A 23,345-nucleotide genomic window follows, 5' to 3' on the forward strand; every position below is an offset into this window, starting at 1 on the left:
CATGTCCTGGCTCGATTCGTTGAGAACCCGTATGTCCGCCCGTGAACGCACGGCGACGGACCCGCCGGTGCGGCCCCACGGGTGGGCGCGCCGTCATCGACTGTCACTGATCGCGGTCGTGATCGTGCTGGTGGGCGTCACGGTGGCGGTGACGAGACCGTGGGAGTCCTGTGGTGCCGGGCTGCACGCGGTGGACGCGGACGAGAAGTCGACCGGCTCGTCGTACGTCTGCGTCGGGTTGAACCTCGACTCCGGTCCGCTGCGGGACGACGACCCGCTCGACCCGCTGGAGAAGCTCATCAAGGGGCGCAACGAGGCGGCGGGCGAGAACTTCAAGACCATCGTGGTGCTGGAGAACCTCGCCCCGGACCCGAAGGTCGACAGCCAGCCGTTCCCGTTCGTCCGGCGTGAGGTCCAGGGCGCGATCACCGCCGCCTGGCCGAAGAACGGGCCGCCGGGGATCAAGCTCCTGCTGGCCAACTACGGGAGCAACGCCGACCATTGGCGCGTCGTCGCCGAGGAGATCATCGCCGCGGCGCCCGCCCAGCGCATCGTGGCGGTCACCGATGTCGGCACCAGTTCGGAGAACAGCCGGGCACTGGTGGCCGAGCTGTCCCGGCACGGTATCGCCACGATCGGCGCGACCGTCACCGCGGACAACATGAACACCGATCCGCAAGGCGCGCGGATCGAGAACTTCTTCCGGGTGGGCCCGACCAACACAGACGAGGCCCGCGCGGCGGCCGGGTACATCGCAGCGCACGGTTTCCGCCGCGTGATGATGATCCAGGGCGTCAGCAAGGAGGACACCTACGCGACCACCCTCGCGGAGGCCTTCCAGAACACGTCGAAGGTCCCGGTCATCTTCACGAAGACCTACGACGTCAAGCCGCTCACCGACACCTCGCGTGAGGGGTATCTGCGGGGTCTGTTCAGCCGGTGGCACAACGACATCTGCGGTGCGAAACCCGACCTGATCTACTTCGCCGGCCGTGGGCTCGATCTCGGAGCCCTCGTGGCGGCCTTGGCCGGGGACGGCGCCTGTGAGGGGCTCGATTCGGTGACCGTGATGACCGGGGACGACGCGAGCACTCTCGCCGGGAAACCTTTGGAGCTGGACAAGGACATCAGTGTCCGGCTCCGCTACACGGCGCTCGCTTATCCCGACCAGTGGGATATGTTCACGTCGGATCCGGCGCACCCGACGTACAAGAAGAACTACGACAACTTCATCGCCGAATTCACCGGTACCCACGGTTTTCCCAAGGCGGAACTGTGGGACGGCGCCGCGATGATCGAACACGACGCCGTCGCCGCGGCGGTCGAGGCGGCGGTGCAGAACGTGTCGGCGGATCCGGTGTCGGTGCCCGACGTGTTGCGCAGCATCGACTGCAACTCGCCGGTGCCCGGCGCCACCGGGTTCGTCGCGTTCGACCAGGCGACGGGGAACCAGCTCGACAAGGCGCTGCCGATCCTGTCCATCGACCCGGACGGTTCGGTGCATCCGGTCGACCTCGTGTGGTCGAGAGGGCGCCCGCTGAACACCAAGCCGGACTGCGGAAACTGAGGCCGGGCCTCGTGAGTGGTAAGGACGGTTAGAACCGTCCTTACCACTCACGAGGTCGAGAGTCAGCCGGTGTAACCCGCCACGATCTTCGTGTAGTCGTACTTGCCCTGCGCGATTCCCGCGCAGTTGTTGCAATCGCGGTTCACCGCCCAGAACGACAGCCGGGCGAGATGTTTGCTCGCCGCGTAGTCGCGGATCGCCCGGAAGTCGGCGACGCTGACGGTTTCGCCCGCCACGTCGGTCTTCCCGTTCATCGACGAGAGCCCGCTGCGCCGGTAGGCCGCGTCGTCGCTCAGGGCGAAGGTGGACTTCACGACGTTCTTCAGCCCGTCCACGGCACTGCGGGTCTTGCCCGCCATGTCACCGCCGCTGGAGAAGTCGAACGGCATGACCGACCACGCGTCGACGCCCGCGCCGAGCACCTTCGACTGGTTGATCAGCCGTTTGCCGGTCGCGTTGGGGCCGCCGACCTCGGTCGGGATGGTGATGACCACGCGCAGGCCGGGGTTCTTCTGCTTCGTGATCTTGATGGCGTTCAGGATCCGGTCCTGGACGGTGTAGTTCTCGAACTCGTCGGTGTTCTCGATGTCGAGGTCGATCGCCTTGAGCTTGTAGGCGTCGATGACCTTCTGGTACGCGCCGGCGAGTGCCGCGGGTGTGGTGCACTTCGTGCCGAGCTTCGTACCGGACCAGCCGCCGAACGACGGGATGACGTCGCCGCCCTTGGCCCGGATGTTGCTGATCATCGTGGCGTCGGAGCCGGTGAGCGAACGGCTGCCGTCCCACTTCGGGTTGCAGCCGCCGTCGGAGAGGATGAACGCGAGGGTGAAGGCCTTGACCCCGGTGGCGTTCATCGCGGCGATCGGGTCCGTCTGTCCCGACCACTGGTACAGATAAGGCGAGGCCAGCACCGCGTCCGGGGCCGCCGAAGCGACGGGGGCGAGGCCGACGGCCGTGGCGAGAGCGGCGCCGACGGTGGTGGCCAGTGTTGCCCAGCGTCGTAAGGATTTCATAGGTCCTCCAACTGGTAAGCGCGCAGCGATGCGCGCAGATGTGGAGCACCTCCGTCTTGACGCGGCGTATCAACCGGGAGGATGCGCTCTCTCACAGTGGACTAGACCATTGAGGACTGTCAATAATTCACCGGAATTCCCGCCGGGAACGACCGACCTTAGTAGGGGGGTCATGACCCGGAAAGCGGATCGACAGTTCCGCGATTACCGGCTAGTTTGCCGAAATGGTGGGGGACTCCCTGATGGCGACCGGAAGCCGCGGCCGAAGAGACCGGCTCGCCGCGCCGCGGCGAATACTGGGGACATGGAGCCTGTGGGACCTGCCGAGGCGGGGCCTGATCGGGTACCTGCTCCTGGTCGACGCGGCCGCTTTGGCCGCCACCACGTACCTCTTCGTGCTGCGGCCGCCCGCTCCGTCGTCGCTGCTCCCGTTTTCCGGTCTGCTGGCCGGAATGATCCTGAGTTCGGAGCTTTCGCGGCCCGTCGAGCGGTCCCGCGCCGACACCCGGCTCGGCGCCGGACTGGACGCGGCCTGGATCTTCGCGGGCGCGTTGTTGCTGCCACCCGCGCTGGCCGCCGTGCTCGTCGTCGCCTCGGCGGGATACCGCTGGTGCCGGATCCGGCGCGGAATCCCGCATCGTCAGGTGTTCGCGGCCTCCGCCACCATGCTTTCGGCGCTCGGTGCCTCGATCATCCCGGTGTTGCTGGGTGCGCCGCCGTTCACCGGCGGGACAAGGGATTTCGAAAGTTTCGCGCTGGTTTTCGCAACCGGCCTGGTGTTCCTGTCCGTCGATGCCGCTTTGGCCGCGCCCGCCGCCGAATTCGGGGCGGAACCGTCGGGATTCGCCTTCGACGCGGCGATGGTCGCGTTCGGATTGCTGCTCGCCTGGTCGGCGGTGGACTGGCCGTTCGTCACCGTGGTGCTCGCCGGTGCGCTCGTGGTACTGCACCGGGCGGGAACGATGCGCGCCCTGCGCGGCCACGCGGGCACGGACGCCGGCACCGGACTGCTCACCGCGTCGTCCTGGTTGGACGGTGCCCGCACCCAATTCGACCTGCTTCGCGGCCGCGGCGCCGATCTTTCGCTGCTGATGCTCGACCTCGACCACTTCGCCCGGCTCAACGACCGGCACGGCAGGCACGTCGGGGACGACGTCCTCCGCGCCGTGGCGGACACTTTGCGCGCGGAGGTCCGCGCGGCGGACCTGGTCGGCCGGTTCGGCGGCGAGGAATTCGTCGTCCTGCTGCCCGGGACGACCCGGTTCGACGCGCACGCGATCGCCGAACGGATCCGGCTGCGGATCGCGTCGACGTTCGTCTCACTGGGTGGGACGTTCGCGGGGGCGACCGTTTCGATCGGGGTCTCGTCGCATCCTGCCGACGGCGAGACGCTCGACAGGCTCATCGGCGCGGCGGATCAGGCGCTGCGCGCGGCGAAAACGGCCGGGCGGAACCGGACCGTCGTCTTCGAGACCGAGGATTCGCTCGACTAGGTCCCGGTCGGGACCCCGATGTCCTCGAACCACAGGTCCGGATGATCCTGGATGAATTCGGTCATCAGCGCGGTGCACGCCGGGTCGTCGAGCAGGGTGATCTCGACGCCGTTCTCCTCGAGCCAGCCGTGCCCGCCTTCGAACGTGGCGGCCTCGCCGATGATCACCCGGCCGATGCCGAACTGGCGCACCAGCCCGCTGCAGTACCAGCAGGGGGAGAGGGTGGTGACCATGATCGTGTCGCGGTAGTGCGGCCGCCTGCCCGCGTTCCGGAACGCGGAGGTCTCGGCGTGCATCGACGGGTCGCCGTCCTGGACCCGGCGGTTGTGGCCGCGGCCGAGCAGGACACCGGCGGTGTCGAACAGCGCGGCGCCGATCGGGACCCCGCCCTCGGCCTTGCCGAGTTCGGCTTCCTCGCGGGCGACGGACAGGAGCTGCGCGGGATCGATCACGGGACTCACCTTACGGACTCACGAGACTCGGCCCGCCACGCCACTGCCGCTCTGGCTCGCCCCCGCAGTACATGAAGGCCCCCTTCCCTACCTTCAGGGTAGGCAAGGAGGCCTTCACGGACCTGCGACCAACTCCAGCCACAACCAGCAGGTACCTAAGACCCTGCGGCTCTAACCCGAATCACCACTCACGACTCCAATGCGGACCGAACCTGTCCTCGATGTCTGCCACACTCCTCCTCATGAAGAGAGCGAACCGATGACCACGGGCACGTCGGCCCGGCTGCTGAGGCTGCTGTCGCTGCTGCAGGCGCGGCGGGACTGGCCGGGCGCCGACCTGGCCGACAGGCTGCGGGTGGACGTCCGTACGGTCCGGCGTGACGTCGAGCGGTTGCGGGAGCTGGGCTACCCGGTGCACGCCACGCCGGGTGTCGCGGGCGGCTACCGGCTCGGTGCGGGGGCCGCGCTGCCGCCGCTGCTGCTGGACGACGACGAGGCCGTCGCGGTCGCCGTCGGGCTCCGTACGGCCGCGAACGGGACGGTGTCGGGCATCGAGGAGACCTCGGTGCGCGCGCTCGCGAAACTGGAGCAGGTGCTGCCCGCCCGGCTGCGGCACCGGGTGACCGCGTTCAACACCGCGATGATCCCGCTCGGCGGCGTCGTGCCGGTCATCGACGCGGAGGCGCTGACGGTCATCGCGTCCGCGTGCCGGGACCATCAGCGGCTCCGGTTCGGCTACCGCAGTCACCACGGCGACGTCAGCGAGCGCCACATCGAGCCGCTGCGCCTGGTGCACACCGGCCGCCGGTGGTACCTGGTCGCGTTCGACCTCGACCGCGAGGACTGGCGGACCTTCCGCGTCGACCGTATCGACGGCGTCCCGGACACCAGTTTCCGTTTCACGCCGAGGGAACCACCCGCCGAGGACCTCGCCGCGTATGTCTCCCGCGGGATCACGTCGTCGCCGTATCCACACCAGATGGTGTTGCGGGTGCAGGCCTCGGCGGACGCGCTCGCCGAATACGTGTCTCCGACCGTCGGGACGATCGAGGCCATCGACGAGCACACCTGCCGGGTCAGGGTCGGATCCAACGACCTTTCCGTGATGCCTTACTACCTCGCCCATTGGGACGTCGACTTCGTGGTGGAGGAGGCGCCGGACGAGGTCAAGGAGCGGCTACGGCTGGTCGCCGACCGCTTCGCGCGGGCGGTCGACTGAGTCCGAAGTGGACTGTGCGGCTCGCTTGGCGCGTTTGGCCAGCAGACCGATCGAACCGAGCGAAATCAGGGCCAGCACGATGATGTAGAGCGAAACCGACATCGACGTCCCGGTGGATTCCAGGAGCAGCACCATGATGAACGGTGCGAGCCCACCGCCGACGACCGCGCTGATCTGGTAGCCGAGCGAGGCGCCGGTGTAGCGCATCTCGGCGGTGAACAGTTCCGCGAACAGCGCCGCCTGCGGGCCGTACATGATGCCGAGGAACAGCGACCCGACGAACGAGGCGACCACGAACAGCGGAAGGGAAGCCGTGTCGATCAGCAGGAACATGGGGATCGCCCAGAGCGCGACCCCCGCCGCGCCGAAGGTGTAGATCTTGAGCCTGCCGATGCGGTCGGACAGCTTCGCCGACAAGGGGATGATCGCCAGCTGCAGCGTGCTGATCAGCAGGGTCGCGACGAGCACGGTGGTCCGCGACATCCCCAGATGGCGGGTGGCGTAGTCGAGGACGCCGTTGAGCAGGATGTAGAAGGTGGCGGTGTTGACCATGAACGAGCCGCCCGCCAGCAGGACGGTGCCCTTGTGGTTGCGCATGACGTCGCGCAGCGGCGACTTGGCGCGGCCGCGTTCCTCGGCGGTGAGTTTCGCTTCGGCACGGCGGTATTCCGGGGTCTCGTCGATCTTGACGTGCATGTACCAGGCGAGCCCGAGCACGAGGATGCCGACCAGGAACGGGATCCGCCACGCCCAGGTGAGGAAGTCCGACGGCGGCGCGACCTGCGCGGCGATCAGGAACACCGTGTTCGCCAGCACCACGCCGATCGGGACGCCGAGCTGGACCAGGCTGCCGTAGAGACCGCGTTTGCCCGGCGGCGCGTACTCGGTGGCGAGCAGCATCGCGCCACCCCACTGCGCGCCGACCGCGACGCCTTGCACGAGCCTGAGCAGCACCAGGAGGATCGGCGCGGCGATGCCGATCGTGTCGTAGGTGGGGAGCAGGCCGATCAGCGTCGTCGCCGCTCCCATCAGCGCGATCGCCATTACCAGCACGGGTTTCCGGCCGCGTTTGTCGCCGAGGCTGCCCGCGATGATCCCGCCGAGCGGCCGGGCGAGGAAGCCGACCGCGAAGGTCGCGAACGAGGCGAGGACACCGGCCGCGGCGTTGGTGGTGGGGAAGAAGGTCTTCCCGAAGACCAGGGCTGCGGCGATCCCGAAGACGAAGTAGTCGTACCACTCGACCGACGACGCGAGCGCCGCCGCGGTCGCGGCCCTCCTTCGCTGGGACACGGTGATCGTCGGTTCGGCGGCGGTTTCCGGGGCGTTCGGAGCACTGTCGGCCATCTGGATGCCCTTCGCTCGGCGCTGCTGCGGCGATGCAGTCCGGGCAAGTTAACAACCGCTTAGTATGTGGTCAACGTCTCAGCGGGTATTTCTCGATACCGACCGGTTGGTATGTCACTCTGGTGGCGGTATCGCCGACGGAGGTCGATCAATACTGGTCAGGAGAGTTTCGTGCCGAGCATGCGGAGCACCAGCTCGCTGTACTCCTGGCCCAGCTTCTTCGGTGTCTGGCGGGCGCGGTCGCTGTACCAGCGGGAGACGTCGACGCCGAGCGAGAGCACGGCGCGGGCGGCGGTGTGCGGGTCGCCGACGGTGAACATGCCGGCCTGCGCGCCCTCGGTGATGACCTCGCGCACGATCTGCTCGATCCGGCGGCGCAGCTTCGCGACGATCTCGAACTCCTCGTCCGGCAGTGCGTGCAGTTCGTACTGCACGACGCGCGCCACTGTGTGCCGCCGCGCGTGCCAGGCCACGAAGTCCTCGACCAGCAGCCGGATCCGTTCGACGGGGTCGGTTTCGCGTGCCACGACACTCTCGACCAGTGAGAGCGTCTGCTCGTGGCCGTACTTGGAGATCGCGAACAGCAGCGCGGCCTTGGACGGGAAGTGCACGTACAGCGCCGCGGGGCTCATACCCGCCGCCGAGGCGATGTCCCGGGTGGTGGTCGCGTGATAGCCGCGCCGTGCGAAGGATTCGACCCCGGCCAGCATCAGCCGCCGTGCCGTCTCCGGCTGGACGTCGGGCCACAGTTCGGCCGACAGCGACATGGTCATCCGCAGATCCTCCCAGACGCTCGTACCGGATAGTGGGCTTGACACCACCTCCGGCCCTTCCCATTGTAAGTGAGCGCTCGCTTAGCGACTGCGCTCGCCGGTGAACACAGAGGAGATCGAAGAGTGAACTCGTTCAAGGATCGCGTCGCGATCGTCACCGGCGCCAGCCGGGGTATCGGCCTCGGGATCGCCAAGGACCTGGTCGAGCGCGGCGCGAAGGTGTGCATCACCGCGCGCAAGCCGGAGCCGCTGGCCGAGGCCGTCGCCGAACTCGGTGGCGAGGCCGTCGCCATCGCCGTCCCCGGCAAGGCCGACGACACCGCGCACCAGGACGAGGCCGTCGCCAAGACGATCGAGGCCTTCGGGCGGCTGGACATGCTGGTCAACAACACCGGCATCAACCCCGTGTTCGGGCCCACCCTGGACATCGAACCGGAAGCCGCGGCGAAGATCTTCGCGGTGAACGTGCTCGCGCCGCTGTCGTGGACGCGCCGGGCGCGCGACGCGTGGATGGGGGAGCACGGCGGCGCGGTGGTGAACGTCGCGTCCGTTGCCGGACTCGGCGCGTCTCCGGGGATCGGCATGTACGGCGTCAGCAAGGCCGCGCTGATCCGCCTCACCAAGGAACTCGGCTTCGAGCTGGGGCCGAAGATCCGGGTGAACGCCGTCGCGCCCGCCGTGGTCAAGACCAAGTTCGCGACCGCGCTGTACGAAGGCCGGGAAGAAGAGGTCTCCGAGTCGTACCCGATGAAGCGGCTTGGAGTGCCGGCCGACATCGCGAGCGCGGTGTCGTTCCTGCTCTCGGAAGAAGCGGGCTGGATCACCGGGCAGACGGTCGTCCTCGACGGCGGCGTGACCCTGGCGGGTGGCCTGTGACCGCGTCGTTCGCCGGAGCGGGTGTCGTCGTCACCGGTGGAGGCGGCGGTATCGGCTCCGTGCTCGCCCGCCGGTTCGCCGCGGAGGGGGCCAGGGTCGTCGTCGGCGACCTGAACGGGGACGCCGCGGCCGAAGTCGCGAAGGAGATCGGCGGGACCGCCGTCGCCGGTGACGCCGCGAGCGAAGCGGGTGTCGCGTCGCTGATCGAGACAGCCCGCGAAACCCTCGGCGAGGTCGATGTCTTCTGTGCCAACGCCGGGATCGCGCCGATGGGTGGCGTGGACGCGCCGGAGGAGGAGTGGGCGCGGATCTGGGACGTCAACGTGATGGCGCACGTGCGCGCGGCACGGCTGTTGCTGCCGCCGTGGCTCGAGCGCGGCCGCGGGCACTTCATTTCGACGGTGTCGGCGGCGGGATTGCTGACCACCCTCGGTTCGGCCTCGTACTCGGTGACCAAACACGGTGCGCTCGCCTTCGCCGAATGGCTGTCGGCCACCTACCGGCATCGCGGCCTCACCGTGCAGGCGATCTGCCCGCAAGGCGTGCGGACGGCGATGCTGGAGAACACCGGCCCGGCGGGCGAACTGCTCATGGGCGCGTCGGCGATCCAGCCGGAGCAGGTCGCGGACGCGTTGTTCGAGGCCATCGCCGACGAACGTTTCCTGGTCCTGCCGCACCCCGAGGTCGCGGACTACTACGCCGCGCGCGCCACGCAGACCGACCGCTGGCTCGGCGGGATGAACAAACTGCAGCGCAAGGTGGAGCAGGTCATCGGCGAATGACCGGAACGGGCCGCGACCGTGCGCGCGGTCGCGGCCCGTGCCCCGGTCAGGCGACCTCGTTCAGTTTTCCGGTGGCGACATCGAAGACGAAGCCGCGGACGGAATCCTTCTCGGGGATGAACGGGCTGTTCTTGATGCGGGCGATCGACTGACGCACGTCGGCGTCGAGGTCGCCGAAGGCTTCGGCGGCCCAGGACGGTTTGACGCCGACGTCCTCCTGGATGGATTTCTTGAAGCCGTCGTCGGTGAAGGTCAGCATTCCGCAGTCGGTGTGGTGGATGAGGATGATTTCCCGCGTGCCGAGCAGGCGCTGGCTGATCGCGAGGGAACGGATTTCGTCCTCGGTGACGACGCCGCCCGCGTTGCGGATGACGTGCGCTTCGCCTTCCTGGAGGCCGAGGACGCCGTAAACGTTGATCCGGGCGTCCATACACGCGAGCACGGCGACCTGCTTGGCGGGTGGCAAGGGAAGCGGCCCGGAAAAGCGCGAGGCGTAGTCGGCGTTGTTGGCCAGGAGTTCGTCGGTGACGGACATGGTGATCCCTTCCGATCGGAGTACCGACGAGTGGACCGTTGGGATGCACGCATGCGCAACCGTGCCCATGAGCTGGGACCGGGATCGGCTGATCAGGTGGGTGAACCAAGCCGCGGTGCTCCGGGTTTCGAACGGGGCCCTTCGGCCGGGAAGGTTGATCTTCGCCTGGGATTCGGCCACTGTAGGCGTGGGGTCTTGCTCGCGGTAAGGAAAACTCAATGAACAAGCGCTTCGTGGTCCGTGGGGCCGTTCTCGCCGCGACCCTCGCGGGCTCCGTGCTCACCGGGGGAACGGCGATGGCGAGCACCGCGGAACCGTGCGCTGCCGGGGCGTCTGGTGACGTCGCGGCGGCTTCCTGCACGCCGTACCGCAAGCAGAGTGAAGGCTGGAGCAGCAAAACCTCCTGTAACCGCGCCGGGAACGAGGGCGCGCAGGCGATGCGCTGGACCGGCTGGAACTGCAACCAGGCGCTGGCGGGCTGGGAGCTGTGGGTGCGCACCTGCACCGCGCTGGCCGCCGAGAAGGACGCGGTGACCACGCGCGAAACGGTCTGATCCGCGCAGGGCTGTCCCGGGTGTGAAACATCCGGGACAGCCCTGTCACTTTTTCGGTGTCCACAGTGGACGGCCAGGTTTCGGTCAAGCGATCGCTTCTGCGCCGAATGCCGATTCGGTCGATCGACAGGTGAGGACGGGCGGTGTGCCGATCACCGGGCACCCTCTTCGCGAATCCGCTCCGACGACGGCGCAAAGACGCCGAGATCCACCTTAAATCAATGTTAAGGACCGGCGGATTCGGTGCTATCTTGACTGGGCGAAACGCGAGAAGTTCTTCACTCGGAATTCGCCTCGCATCCCTCGTGGTGCGGGCTTGCCGCGGGGGTTCGGTCACCGAATCCGCCGCTGAGCTGAGGATTCTCCCGCAGGGCCGCCGATACCGAACCTTCGGTACGGCCTGTCCGCACGGTGGGTTCGGTGGCCACGAACTGCTGCGGAATTCGTTGACCCCGTCGAGAGCCGGTTCGTAGTGTTTGCCGAGTCTTGGGCAGGGACGGCTTTGGTGGACACGAATGGCTCAGGCAGAAGGGGGCTTTCCATGGCCGGCATCCGAACGATTTCCCCGATCGGCAAGTGGGCTTTCGACGCGGGTCGTACCGCGCGGCCCGGAATCATCAGTGAATTCGTGGAAGTCGCCGACATGCCACTGGCGGCGCTCAGTGCCGGGCTGCGGCTCGGTGGTGGCAACGCCGCCTTCTTCCGGCTGCTCGGCCGTCGTCCCGCCGACGTGCTCGGTGAATCGTTCCCCGAGCTCGTCACCGCCGGTCCCGATCATCTGCGTGACCGGCTGAACCGGGTCGCCGAAGGCTGGGAGCAGCGGTTTCGCGGCAGCGTGACCGGGCTCGGATCCGGCGGTGCCGACCGGCTGACCATCGTGGCGGGCCGGATGCGGGCGCCGGGTACGGCGATCCTGCTGACCGTGCTCCCGGAGGCGGGGCCCGCCGCGGCCCGCGCCGAGCAGCTGAGCTCGGTCAACGACATCGAGGCGAAGATCCTCCAGGGCATCGCCAGCGGCTTGTCCAGCCTGGAGATGGCCGACAAGTTCTACCTGAGCCGCCAGGGGATCGACTACCACGTCGCCCGCTTGCAGCGGAAGTTCAAGGCGCGCAACCGGGTCGAACTGGTTTCGCGCGCCTTCGCCACCGGGCTGCTCGACTCGACGGCGTGGCCGCCGCGGGTGCCGGAGTCCCGGCGCGCGAGCTGACCGCCCGGATCTGACGGGTGGATGGCCGCCGCGTGACGTACTCGTGCGATTACGGTGCGGTCCCAGTGAACGGTCCGGGCTCAGCCCCTGCTCACCGTCGTATTTCGGAAGAATTCGTAATGATCTTCGAGGCATGTTCGCTCATCTGAGCGGTGCGGCCGACCGGAGCGGACGCCGGGTGGCCTGCTGGGGTAAACCTGGATGTCATGGGTCGTTCACGGTTCATCCCCTGGAGCGCGGTCTTCTGTCACACTTCGTCGCACCAGGCTCACGTGTGGTGCCGCGTCGAGTGTGGCCGCCTTGCCCTCGGAATCGCGCGCTCGCCGACTTCGCGCTCATTTGAGCGGCACGCATCCCCGTAGCGAGGGATAACCCTCGCCGGGGTTGGCCGGTCTATTCGGTAAGACGATCACACGATGAGATGGAAGCACGTAAGCGTTTGTTCGCTCTGTGTGACGGCAGCGACCCGATGGGACGACAGGAGGCGGAGATGGTGGACGCCAACAGACCCGGGCGCACGCTGGCCGGACGTGACGACGAGCTGCGCCGGCTCGCCACGCGGCTGAGCCCTGGTGCGCCTGGTCAAGGCTCCGTCATCGTCGTGCGAGGGCAGTCGGGTATCGGCAAGTCCAGCCTGTTGGACACCGCGCTGGCCGCTCTCACGGACACCGTCATCTGCCGGGGCGAAGGGGCCGCGGCTTCCCGGGAACTGCTCGCGGGACTGCGCCGGGCCGGTGCGCCGGTCTCGGATCCGGACGACTTCGCCGCCTGGTACGAGGGATTCGCGGCTTGGGCGGGCGGGCAGCCCGCGATCGTGCTCGCCGTCGACGACGTGCAGTGGTGTGATGAACCGACGTTGCGCTGGCTGAGCCTCATCGCCCGCCACGCGACGCGGCTGCCGGTGCGGATGATCCTGGTCCGGTCGGCCGCCGACGGCCCGGACGGTGTGGCGGAACGGTTGGCGGACCTCGAATCCTGGTACGGCACCGAGGTGCTCGACCTCGGTCCGCTGCCCGCGGAGGCCGTCGCCTCACTGGCGCGCGAGGCCGTCGGATCGGAGCCGGGGGAAGCGTTCGTGCGGCACTGCGTCGAGCAGTCCGGCGGGAATCCCTTGCTGCTGCGGGAGATGCTCGACGAACTGGGCAAGGTCGCGGCGGGCGTCGCGCCGGTGGCCGGTTCCGCGGCGGGAGCCGCGCTGATCCACTCCCTGTTCACCGGCATCCCGGACTACGCCCGGTCGGTCGCCACCGCCATCGCGGTACTCGGCGGGCAGGACCTGTCCCTGGTGGCGCGGCTGGCCAAGGTACCGGCCCGTACCGCCGGAACCGCCGTCGACCTGTTGCGGAGTCAGCACATCCTTGCGCCGGAAGGGTTTTCCTTCCGGCACGACCCGGTGCGGGAAGGGCTGCTCGACGCCCTCGATCCCGCCGAGCTCGGCCGGTGGCGGCGTACCGCGGCGATTCTGCTGAGCGACGCGGCCGGGTCGCCGGAAGAAGTGGCCGAGCACCTGCTCGAACTCGGCGAGCTGGACTCGTGGATGGTCGACCTGCTGCGGGACGCCGCGAGCTGCGCCTGCGACCGTGGCGCGCCCTGGGACGCGCTGCGCTATCTTCGGCCCGCCGCGGCGGCGAGGCCTTCCGATGCGGGCCTGGCCGTCCAGCTAGCCGAGACGGTCGCGCTGCTGGAACCGGACAGCGGCTTCGACCTCCTGCGCCGCGCGCTCGAACTGCAGCAGGATCCCTCCGACCGCGCCAGGGCCGCGGTGAAGCTGGGCCGCGCGGCGCTCGTCGCCCGCCGCTGCGGGACCGCCGTCACCGTGCTGGACCGGGTGCTGACCGTCCTCGGCGGCGAGGTGGACCAGCAATTGCGGATCCATCTCGAAGGGCTGTTGTGCCTGGTGGGCATCGAAGATCGCGACAGCCTGCCGAAGCTCGACACCCGGATCCAGCCCCGGACCGGCGACGGCCCGGAAGCCGTCGTCGACGCCAGGCATCTGGCCGTGTGCGCCGTCGTCGCCGCGCTCGACGGGACCCGGCCGCGCGAGGCCGCCGAATGGGCGATGCGCGCGATCCGCGGGTACACCCCGACCACCGACGACTCGGCCGTCAGCTCCGCCGTCCTGGCGCTCTTGCTGACCGACGAGGTCGACGTCGCCAGGAACGAACTGACCAGGGCCATCGAGCTCGTCCCGGCCCAGCGCAGCGAGTACCTCGCTTTCCGCGGCCTGCTCGGGCATTGGTGCGGCGATCTCGCCACCGCGGCCGCCGACGCCGGACAGGCCTACGCGCTCAGCCGCCGTGCCGAAGGGCGCACCGGCGGGGTGGTCCCACGGATCGCGCTCGCCACCGTCGCGGCCCAGCAGGGCGACACCGCGAAGGCGATGAAGTTGTTGCGGGAGGCGGATTCCCCGCAGTTGTGGGATCACACGGTGATGCGCCCGTGGTTCCAGCTCGTCGACGCGCGGGTGCATTGGGCGGCGGGGGATCGCGAGGCGGCGCTGAAGCTGTTCCACCGCTGCGGCGAGAGCCTCGCCGACGTCGGCATCGCCAACCCGCTGCTGGCACCGTGGTGGTTCGAGGGCGCCTGCCTGCTGGCGGGCGAAAGGGAATTCGAGGCCGCGGCGGAACTCGCGGCCGAAGGGGCCGAGCCGGCGGCGCGGTGGGGCACGCCGCGAGCGGTCGGAATGTCCCGGCTCGCGACCGCGGTCGCCACCCGCGGCCCCGACCGGATCGCGCTGATCGAAGAGGCTGCGGGCATTCTCGCCGGGTCTCCCGCCCGGCTGGAGGAAGCGCTGGCGGAGTTCCACCTCGGCCACGCGCTCGTCGAAGCGGGGGACACGGCCGCCGCGCGCGTCCGCCTGCGGCGCTGTGTCGAGCTGAGTTTGCGGACAGGGGACCGTTTTCTGCTCCGCCGGGCCCAGCGGACCGCCGCCGAGGCCGGTATCCCGAGCGAGGTCTCCCCGCTCGATTCGCTGAGCCCGGCCGAACGGCACATCGCCCGGCTCGCCGGGCGCGGGATCAGCAACCGGGTCATCGCGGAACGCCTCTTCGTCACCGTCCGGACCATCGAAACGCATCTGACGAGCGTGTACCGCAAGCTGCGGATCACCGGCCGGGGCGAGCTGGCCGTGATCGTCGGCCACGTCGACGACCGTCCCGTGCTGCTCGAGGGTGCCCGGTGAGCGCCGTCCGGCGGCTCGAAGCCGACGGCGCGGACGAACTCGTCGAGCGCGAAACCGAACTGCGCCTGCTCAGCCGCCTGGTCGGGGATCTCGAACTCGGCCACGGCGGTTCCGCGCTCGTGCTCGGCCCGGCGGGCAGCGGGCGGACGGCGCTGCTGGACCAGGTCGCGTCGCTGGCCACCGAGCGGGGGCTTCAGGTGTTCACCGCGCGCGGATCGGCCACCGAGGCCGAGTTGCCGTACGGGCTGCTTTCCCAGCTGCTCGCCTCGATCCCGGAACTCGCGGACGTCCCGTGGCTGCACGCCGCGCTTTCGGACGGCACCGACGTGCAGGTCCTGCACGAACTGCTCTGCCAGCGGCTGCTGGAATCGGCCCGGCGCCGCCCGGTCCTGCTGGTCGTCGACGATCTGATCCTGGCCGACGAACAGTCCGAGGCCTGGCTGGCCGCGTTGCAGCGGCGCAGGGGGAGCGACCCGGTGCTGCTCATCGCCGCGCATTCCGGCCCGCAGGACGCCGACGGCGACGGCGCGGATCCGCTGTGCCTCGGCGGTCTTCCCTGGGAGAACCGGCATGTCGTGCGGTTGCGGCCGTTGAGCGAGGCGGCGGTCCGGCGGCTGGTGCACGCGGTCCCGGCGCCGCGGCCGCCGGTGGCCGAGGTCTACGCGGCCACGCGCGGAAACCCCGCGCTGCTCGCGGAAGTGCTCGCCCGGTCGGCCGCGGGCCAGGGGCCCGGCGCGGAGATCACCGCGATCACCGCGGACGTGCGCCGCGACACCGTGCTCGACCTGCTCGCCCGGCTGCCGTCCGATCTCGCCGCGCTGGTGCGGACGATCGCCGCGATCGGCACCCTCGACGAGGCCTACCTGCGCCCGCTCGCCGCCCCGCTCGGGATGCCGCTGAACCGGGCGCTGCGGGTGCTGGCGGACTCCGGCCTGATCGGGACCGATCCCGCCGAGCCGATGAACCCCCAGGTGGCCACCTGGGTGCTGGCCGCGACCGGCGCGGAGGAGCGGGCGGGGACGCGACGGCGGGCCGCCGAGCTCGGGCATCGCCGGGCCGCCCCGGAGGAGGACGTCGCCGGGCTGCTGCTCGGTTCGCAGCCGGTCGGTGAGGCTTGGGCACTGGAGACGCTGCACGCGGCCGCGTTGCGCCGACGCGAAGCCGGGGACCACACCGAAGCGGCCCGGTACTACCGGCGGGCGCTCGCCGAACCCGCGCCGCCCGGGACGTCGGCCCGGTTGCGGTTGGAGCTGGAGACGGTCGAGGCGTCGTCGTGCCCGTTCACCGGCGGGTTGCGGCTGGCCAGAGCGACCCGGGTCTCCGACGGCGACGACACCGTCCGAACGCGACTGTCCGCTGTGGACTTGATGATGCAGCGAGGGGCCAGGGACGACGCGCTTCGCGAGCTGGCCGTGTTGAGCGAGGCCGTGGCCGACGACCGGGATCGCGCGGATCTGACGGCGTTGCACTGGCTGGCCGAAGGGACCGGCGCGGGGGCCGTTCTCCTCGGCATCCCGGCCTTGACGGACCTGGACCCGGCTTCGCTGACCCCCGAGCAGACGGCGGCCGCGTCCTGGCTGGCGACGACGGCGTGCCGCGACGGGCGGGTGGCCCGCAGACTGGCCCGGCGCGCGGCGGATCCGTCGAACGAGCCCATGACCCTCTATTCGCCGCGGCTGGCGCTGGCCATCACCTTCACCCAGACCGACGACGTCCTGGAAGCGCTTTCCGTCTACGAGGAAGTGATCGCGGACGCGAGCGCCGCCGGGGCGGGCGTGCCGGTGGCACTCGGCCTCACCGGCCAGGCCTGGATCCACCTGCAACGCGGTCGCGTGCAGGCCGCGGAGGAGGCGCTCGCCAAGGCCACCGCGTCCGGTCCGCCGGACGGCTGGCCGCCGACGGTCACCGCGTCGCTGAGCACGATCGCGATCGCGGCGGGGCTCACCCGCGGCGATCTCGAGGCCGCCCAGCGCGCCGTCGACGCGGCCGTCGACGGCGGGCCGCTGTACTCCACGCCGTATCTGCTCTTCATGCGCGGGTTGCTGGAACTGGACCTGAAACGCCATCGGCGGGCACTGGGGCTGTTCCAGGAATGCGGCAGGCGGATGAACGCGATCGGCTGGCAGAACCCCGGTCTGGTGCCGTGGCGTTCGCATGTCGCCATCGCGGCGCAGGCGCTCGGCGACGAGCACACCGCCGCCGCGATGATCAGCGAGGAATGGCGGCTGGCACAGGATTGGGGCACGCGCACCGCGATCGGGCGGACCCATCTGGGCGCGGGTGTCGCGGTGCGGTCCGAGGACGCGGTGTTCCGGCTGACGCAGGCGGTCAACGCGCTCCAGCAGTCGCCCGCCAGGGTGCTCTACGTCGAGGCGGTGCTGCTGCTCGCGGCCGCGCAGATCAACCGGGGGCAGACCAGCGGCGTGCCGCGACTGCTGCGCGAGGCCGAACGGCTGGCCACCGCGTACCAGCTCGCGTGGGCGACCTCCCGCATCGCCGACCTCGGGAAACGGCTGTCCGACCGGCCGCGGCGGTCCTATCGCACGGCGTCCCGGCGCTGGCGGGTGCTCTCGCCCGCCGCGACCGACCTCGTCCGCCGCGTGCTCGCGAACGCCTCCAACGCCGAACTGGCGGAGGAGCTGGGCGTGAGCAAACGCGCCGTCGAGCTCCGGCTCACCGCGATCTACCGGCAGCTCGAGGTGACCGGGCGGGCCGAGCTGCGGGAGCTGTTCGACGCGCTGGACAAGGAGCTCTGATCCGTCGTCATGATGATCGAGCGAGTCGACCAGCAGGCCGCGATCGCCGGGGCCGTCGCCGAGGCGCGTGCCGGAGCGGGGCAGTTCGTCGTCGTCCGCGGCGGGCTGGGCGCCGGCCGGTCCGCGCTGCTGCACGCGGCGGGGGAGGAGGCCGCCGCGCGGGGCGTGCGCGTCGTCCGGGCGGCCGCGACCCCGCTGGACCGAGGCGTCGCGCACGGCGTGGTCTGGCTGCTGCTGGAACCCTTGCTGGAATCCGGCCGCCGCGGGGAGTTGCTCACCGCGGTCCGGGCCGACAGCGAGTTCCCCGCCGATCCGCCCGACGCGCGCCGCGCCCATCTCGTCCTGCACGAACTGCTGGAACTGTTCACCGACATGGTGCGCGACACCGGTCCGGTCGCGCTGCTGGTGGACGATCTGCAGTGGGCCGACCCGGCTTCGGCGCGGTGGCTCGCGTATCTGGCCAAGCGGATGAGCCGCCTGCGGGTCCTCGTCGTGGCCACCCTGCTGGAAGGTGACGACTCCGCGGACGACGTCGTGGTCAAGGACATCGCCCGGACCGCGGCGCGCACGGTGCACGCCACCCCGCTCTCGGCCGCCGGTGTCCGGTCCTACCTGACCGCCCGCTGCGGAGCCGAACCCGCGGACGAATTCGCGGACGTCTGCTACGCCCGCACCGGCGGTTCGCCGATGTTGCTGGACGCGCTGGTCAACGCGATGCTCGGACACGGTCTGCGGCCGATCGCCCCGGCCGCGGCCGAACTCGCCGCGCTGCGGCCCTCGCCCGCCGCGGCGCGGCTGACCCGGTGCCTGCGCGCCCAGCCGGATGACGTCTCCGCGGTGGCCAAGGCGATGGCCGCGCTCGGTGGGTCGACCGAGCCCGGCGTCCTCGCCGAGCTCGCCGACCTCGACTCGCCGGACTTCGACGCGGCCTTGCGCGCGTTGCGGCGGCTGGGGCTCGTCGAAGCCCCCGCAGACGGGCTGCTGCGGTTCGCGGGGGAGATGGCGGGCGATCTCGTCGCCGACCAGCTCAGCGCGGACGAACAGGACCGGTTGCACCTGCGCGCCGCGAATGTCCTCTACCGCAACGGAAGGCCGGTCGAGCAGATCGGACGGCAGCTGCTGGCCACGGTCGCCGAACCCGAGCCGTGGGCCGCGGAGGTGCTGCGGACCGCGGCCAGTGCCGCGCTGGCGAACTCGTCGCCCCAGACGGCCGCCCAGTATCTGCAGCACGCGCTGGCGCATCCGGGTGCCGACCGCGCGGAACTGCTCGTCGATCTCGCCGCCGTCGAACGCGGCTACGATCTGCCCGCCGCCCACCGGCATCTGCACCAGGCGCTGGGCCTGATGCGGGATCCGGTGGACCGCGCGTTCGCGCTCGGCCTGCTCCCGGTGGTGACCGGGCTGCGGTTCGCCGCGGACGTCCGCCGTCTCCGGCAGGTGCTCGCGGAACTGCGGGAGGTCCCCGGTCCGGACGCGGCCGACGCGGCGTTGCGGATGGAGGCCCGTCTTCGCTATCTCGAACGGGGTGTCCCCGGTGCCGGCGACGCGGCGGCGGACCGGCTGGCGGAACTCGGTCCCGCGCCCGCCCAGGATTCCTCGGCTCAGCGGGAGCTGGTCGCGGTCCTGCTGTACTTGATGACCGTCGCGGGCGTCGCGCCCCGGGAGTCCATTGTGGACCTCGCCAGGCAGGTGCTGGAGCGGGAACCCGGTTCGCCGGACCAGATGTACACCACGCTGCCGCTCACGGTGCTGGTGCTGGCCGCCGCCGATTCGCTCGACGGCGTCGACTCCTGGCTCGCCGCGGCGTGCGGTCCCGCGGCCGATCCGGACCTGCCGACGCTGGTCGCCTGGGCGGGACAGTCGCTCGTGGCCTCCGCCACCGGCCTGCTCGGCGTCGCCCGCGACCGGGCGCAGGCGGTGCTGGTGTCGGCGGGTCCCAGCCGGGTCGGGATCACCATGACGGCGATGCGGGTGCTGGCCGAAATCGCGATGGAGCAACGAGATCCGGCACTCGCGCGGCTGATCGTCGACCATCTGGAGGTCGAGCACGACCCCTGGCTCCGGTCCCTGGCGTACGGCACCTTGGCCCTGACCGAGGCCAATCACACCGCGGCCGCCGAGTACTTCCTCGACTGCGTGCATCAGCTGGAGCGGTTCGGGAACCGCGTGCTGCTGCCGCTGCGCGGTCAGATCGCCCTGCTGCTCGCGGCGACCGACGATCCGAAGCGGGCGGAAGCGGTCGCGCAGGGCGAGGTCGAGCGGGCGTTGTCCTGGGGCGCGCCGTCGTCGGTGGGGCGCGCGCTGCGGATCCGCGCGACGCTGCTCGACCGGGACGAGGACGCCGTCCCGATCCTGCGCGAGGCCGCGGAAACCCTGGCCCGCTCGGGAGACCGGCTCGAACTCGCCCGCACGCTGATCCTGCTCGGGGAACGCGGCACCGGACCCGACGCCCGCGAGCGGCTGCTGGAAGGGCGCAGCCTGGCGGCCGGATGCGGGGCCAGCTGGCTGACCGGGTCCGCGGAGCCGCCGGATCAGGCGGACGGCGGACTGCTGACCGCGACCGAGCAGCGCGTGGTGGAACTGGCGGTGTCCGGCCGCCGCAACCGCGACATCGCGGAACTGCTGGAGGTCACCGTGCGCGCGGTGGAGAAGCACCTCACCAGTTCGTATCGCAAGCTGGGCATCAGTGGCCGCGCCCAGTTGGCCGCGGCGATGCGCGGCCATCGGGCGGGCTGAGCCCGGTCAGGATCCGGCGGGGCCGAGGCGTCCCTGCAGCCACGCCGCCGCCAACTCGACCCGGGACTGGCTGCCGGTGCGTTCGAACAGCGACGTCAGCCGGGCTTCGATGCGCTTCTCGCTGACCTGCAGTGCCGCCGCGATCTGCCGGTTCGTGCGGCCGCTCGCGATCAGGCCGACGATGTGGCGCTCCAAGGGATCCAACCCCGCCCGGTCGGTCCGGTCCGCGCGGTCCGGGGAGAAGGAGATCCGGTGCCGATCGAGCAGATCCGAAACGTGCGGCAGGGCCGTGACGGCGTCCAGGCGCCTCAACGTCCGGTGCGCCTCCAGCAGTGACGGCCCGGGGACCGGGCTCACCTCGCCGAACGCCGTGCACGCCTCGGCGATCCGGAACACGTCGCCGGACTGCCGGGCCAGCTTGACCCCGGCGCGCACCGACTCCATGTCCCCGCGCACGAGACCGCCACACACCAGCGCCGCCTCCTGGACCGACGCGGTCGGGCTGCGGACGGCGAGGCTCTCGAGTTCGGCGAGCAGGCGGGTCACGGTCTCGGTGTCCCCCTGCTGCCTCGCTCCGTGCAGGAGCCGGGCGAGCAGGCGCTCCATCCCCGCTCGCACCCCGCGTTCGCGGCATTCGGCGTAGTCCCGCCAGCCTCGGGCGAGGGCTTCGTCGTGCTGTCCTTCGGACTGGTGGAGCAGACACCTGACCCACGCGACGTACGCGTCGGCGGAAGTCCGGAAAGGCAAGCGGCGCAACCAATCCGCCGCCCGGTCCGGCTGGGCGCGCTGGGCGCAGATCTCCGCGGCGAACACACTCGCGAACCGGTGGCGGCGGGGCGGGTCCCACCACAGGCGGTCGCCTTCGAGCTGCCGGGCCAGCGACAACGCCGCGTCCCACTCGCCCTCGCGGTAAGCCTGCCGGACCATATGCCAATCGACCGCGAAACCGGACGTCGGCGGTTGGTAGCGGCCGCGCAACAGGACGTTCAGGACACTGACCGTGTCGAGGACCTCGGCGGCTTCGGCGACGTCCTCGTGCGGCGGCATTTCCGTCAGTACCAACCACTCCTCGGCCGGTCTGCCGCCGTCGCCGGGCAGCGCGCCCAGCAGGATCCCGGCGCCGAGGGCGAACAGCTGGTCGTCTTCCGCGCCACTGGCACGCGCGAGCGCCCGCACCGCTTCGGCGGCCGCCGGGCGGTCGGCCCGATTGACCGCGTCGAGCAGCAGACGGCAGTCGGGAACCTTGTCGAGGAGATGCGCGACTTCGGCGGCCAGCGGTCGTACGACGTCGAGTTCGGCGAGTCGTTGCTCGTGGGCGAGCGCGCCCAGCCAGCACATCAGGACGGTGGCGGACAGCCGGGCGGACGGCCCGGGGTCGGCGAGCCGCGGTGCGACGACGGTGGCGAGGTCGTCGGCCAGCGCGCCGTAGCCGCCGGCCGCGAGGCTGTCCGCGAGCAGGGCCCGGAGCACTTCGGGAAACCGGTCGTCGGACGGGGCGAGCAGCCGGAGCGCCGCCAGCCGGTAGCGGCGCGCCGTCGGCATGTCGGTGTTCCCGCTCGCGGCCGCGTCGAGCAGCAGGCTCGCCGTCCCGGGATCCGGTGGTGACGGCGGGAGCTCGGCGAGATGCGGGGCGATTTCGGCGGGATCGGCCGGATGACGGTCGAGGAGATCCCGCACGATTCTCCGGTGCAGCACCGTGCGCCAGCGTAGGCCGTGCTCCAGCCGGAGTCTGTCGGCCAGCGCGGGGACGGCGAACTCCACCGCGCCGTCCGTGCCGCCGCGAAGGATCCCGGCCCGGACCAGGTCGTCGAGGGCCTGGCCCGCGACCGACGGCGTCAGCGCGGCCGCGGAGGCCAGCCAGGGCAACCTTTCGAGGGTCGGGACGCTTTGTTCGCTCAGCACCGCGATGATGGCGGCCAGCCGCCGGGCGCGCGGCCCGAGCCGTCGCAGCCTGAGCGTCTCGGGATGTCCCTCGGGCAGCACGATCGGGGGTCCCGCGCCGGTCAGGCAGACGTGTTCGTCGACGACCGACAGCCTGCCGGAGACGCGCAGGCCGGTGATCGTCGCGCCGACCGTGCCGGGATTGCCGAACAGCGGGCCGAGCGCGGTGCGGACCGCGCTGACGAGCGCGGGATCGCTCGCGATCCGCCCGGCGCGGGTGGTCCAGCCGGGCAGCAGCGCCGTCGTCTCCGCGGCGGTCAGCGGCCGGAGGCCCACCGTGCCGTCGGCGATGGCGAGCAGTTTGCCGACCGGGCCGCCGCCGGGGTCCCGGCCTGCCGCGGTCGCGACGGTGACCGTCCCGGTGGCGCGGGCACCCTCGGCGACCAGGGTGAGCACGGTGGCGAGCTCCGGCGGCAGCAGATCGAAGTCGTCGAACTGCAGGACGATCCGGCTGCGCGGGGCGAGGGTGGCGAGAACGGTGATCAGATCGTGGGCCGTCGTCTGCGGTCCGGTGCCGGAGCCCGACTCGAGCCGGGCCCGCAGCCAGGCCACCGCGCTGAGCATGCTGACCAGCTCGGGCCGGTCGAGGGTCGCGATCAGCTCGACCAGCTGGGTCGTCAGCCGGAGCAGTACGGTTTCGGGCTCGGGACCGGCGGGCACGGCCAGCACGGCGGCACCGGAGCGGCGTCCGCGCTGGGCCAGCCCGGAGAGGACGGTGCTGCGGCCGCTGCCCGCCGGGCCGTGCAGCACCCAGATCGCTCTGGACCCGGTGAGCACCCGGTCCAGAGCGGCCTGCGCGTCGTCCGGTCCGGCGTTCGTGACGGCCGTCGCTCCCATTTCCCTCCTCGGCCGGCGCGGGACCACGGCGCGGCCGGGCGACGGTCGCTCCGAGCATGGCGCACGGAGGACCGCTCGG

At 70.9% G+C, this 23,345-nt stretch carries 16 protein-coding genes; 10 read left to right on the forward strand and 6 right to left on the reverse strand.

From position 1 onward, the window contains the following. Position 1: 1 nt before the first annotated feature. Positions 2–1,567, forward strand: coding sequence for an ABC transporter substrate-binding protein (locus tag BKN51_RS07095; protein ID WP_233224103.1), 1,566 nt, complete (start codon positions 2–4; stop codon positions 1,565–1,567). Positions 1,568–1,629: 62 nt separating this feature from the next. Here the strand turns inward: BKN51_RS07095 and BKN51_RS07100 are convergent, their stop codons facing one another. Continuing rightward, a complete protein-coding gene (locus BKN51_RS07100) occupies positions 1,630–2,580 on the reverse strand; it encodes a chitinase (RefSeq protein WP_101606848.1) in 951 nt (316 codons plus the stop codon). 224 nt (positions 2,581–2,804) lie between these two features. Here BKN51_RS07100 and BKN51_RS07105 point away from each other — a divergent pair, with 224 nt between their 5' ends. Beyond that, a complete protein-coding gene (locus BKN51_RS07105; protein WP_233224086.1) occupies positions 2,805–4,073 on the forward strand; it encodes a GGDEF domain-containing protein in 1,269 nt (422 codons plus the stop codon). Here BKN51_RS07105 and BKN51_RS07110 read toward each other — a convergent pair. After that, the gene (locus BKN51_RS07110; RefSeq protein ID WP_174720400.1) at positions 4,070–4,534 is read right to left on the reverse strand and encodes a nucleoside deaminase; all 465 of its coding nucleotides are present in this window, start codon (positions 4,532–4,534) and stop codon (positions 4,070–4,072) included. The genes BKN51_RS07105 and BKN51_RS07110 overlap by 4 nt on opposite strands. A gap of 250 nt (positions 4,535–4,784) precedes the next feature. Here BKN51_RS07110 and BKN51_RS07115 point away from each other — a divergent pair, with 250 nt between their 5' ends. After that, positions 4,785–5,744, forward strand: coding sequence for a helix-turn-helix transcriptional regulator (locus BKN51_RS07115; protein WP_101606851.1), 960 nt, complete (start codon positions 4,785–4,787; stop codon positions 5,742–5,744). Here the strand turns inward: BKN51_RS07115 and BKN51_RS07120 are convergent. Then, on the reverse strand, positions 5,703–7,088 hold the full coding sequence (locus BKN51_RS07120; protein ID WP_101606852.1) for an MFS transporter: 1,386 nt from the start codon (positions 7,086–7,088) through the stop codon (positions 5,703–5,705). The genes BKN51_RS07115 and BKN51_RS07120 overlap by 42 nt on opposite strands. 158 nt (positions 7,089–7,246) lie before the next feature. Next, positions 7,247–7,861, reverse strand: coding sequence for a TetR/AcrR family transcriptional regulator (locus BKN51_RS07125; RefSeq protein ID WP_101606853.1), 615 nt, complete (start codon positions 7,859–7,861; stop codon positions 7,247–7,249). Positions 7,862–7,984: 123 nt separating this feature from the next. On the opposite strand from BKN51_RS07125, the gene BKN51_RS07130 reads away from it, so the two are divergent. Together BKN51_RS07130 and BKN51_RS07135 are read left to right on the forward strand one after the other, a co-directional pair. Beyond that, the gene (locus BKN51_RS07130) at positions 7,985–8,737 is read left to right on the forward strand and encodes an SDR family oxidoreductase (protein ID WP_101606854.1); all 753 of its coding nucleotides are present in this window, start codon (positions 7,985–7,987) and stop codon (positions 8,735–8,737) included. Continuing rightward, on the forward strand, positions 8,734–9,519 hold the full coding sequence (locus BKN51_RS07135) for an SDR family oxidoreductase (protein WP_101606855.1): 786 nt from the start codon (positions 8,734–8,736) through the stop codon (positions 9,517–9,519). The genes BKN51_RS07130 and BKN51_RS07135 overlap by 4 nt, the downstream gene beginning before the upstream one ends. Positions 9,520–9,565: 46 nt before the next feature. Here the strand turns inward: BKN51_RS07135 and BKN51_RS07140 are convergent, their stop codons facing one another. Continuing rightward, positions 9,566–10,054 carry a beta-class carbonic anhydrase gene (locus BKN51_RS07140; RefSeq protein ID WP_101606856.1) on the reverse strand — a complete coding sequence of 163 codons (489 nt, stop codon included), beginning with the start codon at positions 10,052–10,054 and terminating at the stop codon, positions 9,566–9,568. 218 nt (positions 10,055–10,272) lie between these two features. Here BKN51_RS07140 and BKN51_RS07150 point away from each other — a divergent pair, with 218 nt between their 5' ends. From BKN51_RS07150 to BKN51_RS07170, 5 genes are all read left to right on the forward strand, one after another. Beyond that, positions 10,273–10,608, forward strand: coding sequence for a hypothetical protein (locus BKN51_RS07150; protein ID WP_101606858.1), 336 nt, complete (start codon positions 10,273–10,275; stop codon positions 10,606–10,608). A 541-nt stretch (positions 10,609–11,149) separates the two neighbouring features. Beyond that, positions 11,150–11,815 carry a helix-turn-helix transcriptional regulator gene (locus BKN51_RS07155; RefSeq protein WP_101606859.1) on the forward strand — a complete coding sequence of 222 codons (666 nt, stop codon included), beginning with the start codon at positions 11,150–11,152 and terminating at the stop codon, positions 11,813–11,815. Between the two features lie 490 nt (positions 11,816–12,305). Next, positions 12,306–14,996, forward strand: coding sequence for a helix-turn-helix transcriptional regulator (locus BKN51_RS07160; protein ID WP_101606860.1), 2,691 nt, complete (start codon positions 12,306–12,308; stop codon positions 14,994–14,996). Continuing rightward, positions 14,993–17,752, forward strand: coding sequence for an AAA family ATPase (locus tag BKN51_RS07165; protein ID WP_101606861.1), 2,760 nt, complete (start codon positions 14,993–14,995; stop codon positions 17,750–17,752). Before BKN51_RS07160 ends, BKN51_RS07165 begins: the two co-directional genes overlap by 4 nt. Before the next feature lie 9 nt (positions 17,753–17,761). Then, a complete protein-coding gene (locus tag BKN51_RS07170; protein ID WP_101606862.1) occupies positions 17,762–20,488 on the forward strand; it encodes an AAA family ATPase in 2,727 nt (908 codons plus the stop codon). A 6-nt stretch (positions 20,489–20,494) separates the two neighbouring features. Here the strand turns inward: BKN51_RS07170 and BKN51_RS07175 are convergent, their stop codons facing one another. Continuing rightward, entirely contained in the window at positions 20,495–23,266 is a 2,772-nt protein-coding gene (locus BKN51_RS07175) for a helix-turn-helix transcriptional regulator (protein WP_101606863.1), read from the reverse strand. Between the last annotated feature and the right edge of the window lie 79 nt (positions 23,267–23,345).

The organism is Amycolatopsis sp. BJA-103 (assembly GCF_002849735.1).
Taxonomy (GTDB): domain Bacteria; phylum Actinomycetota; class Actinomycetes; order Mycobacteriales; family Pseudonocardiaceae; genus Amycolatopsis.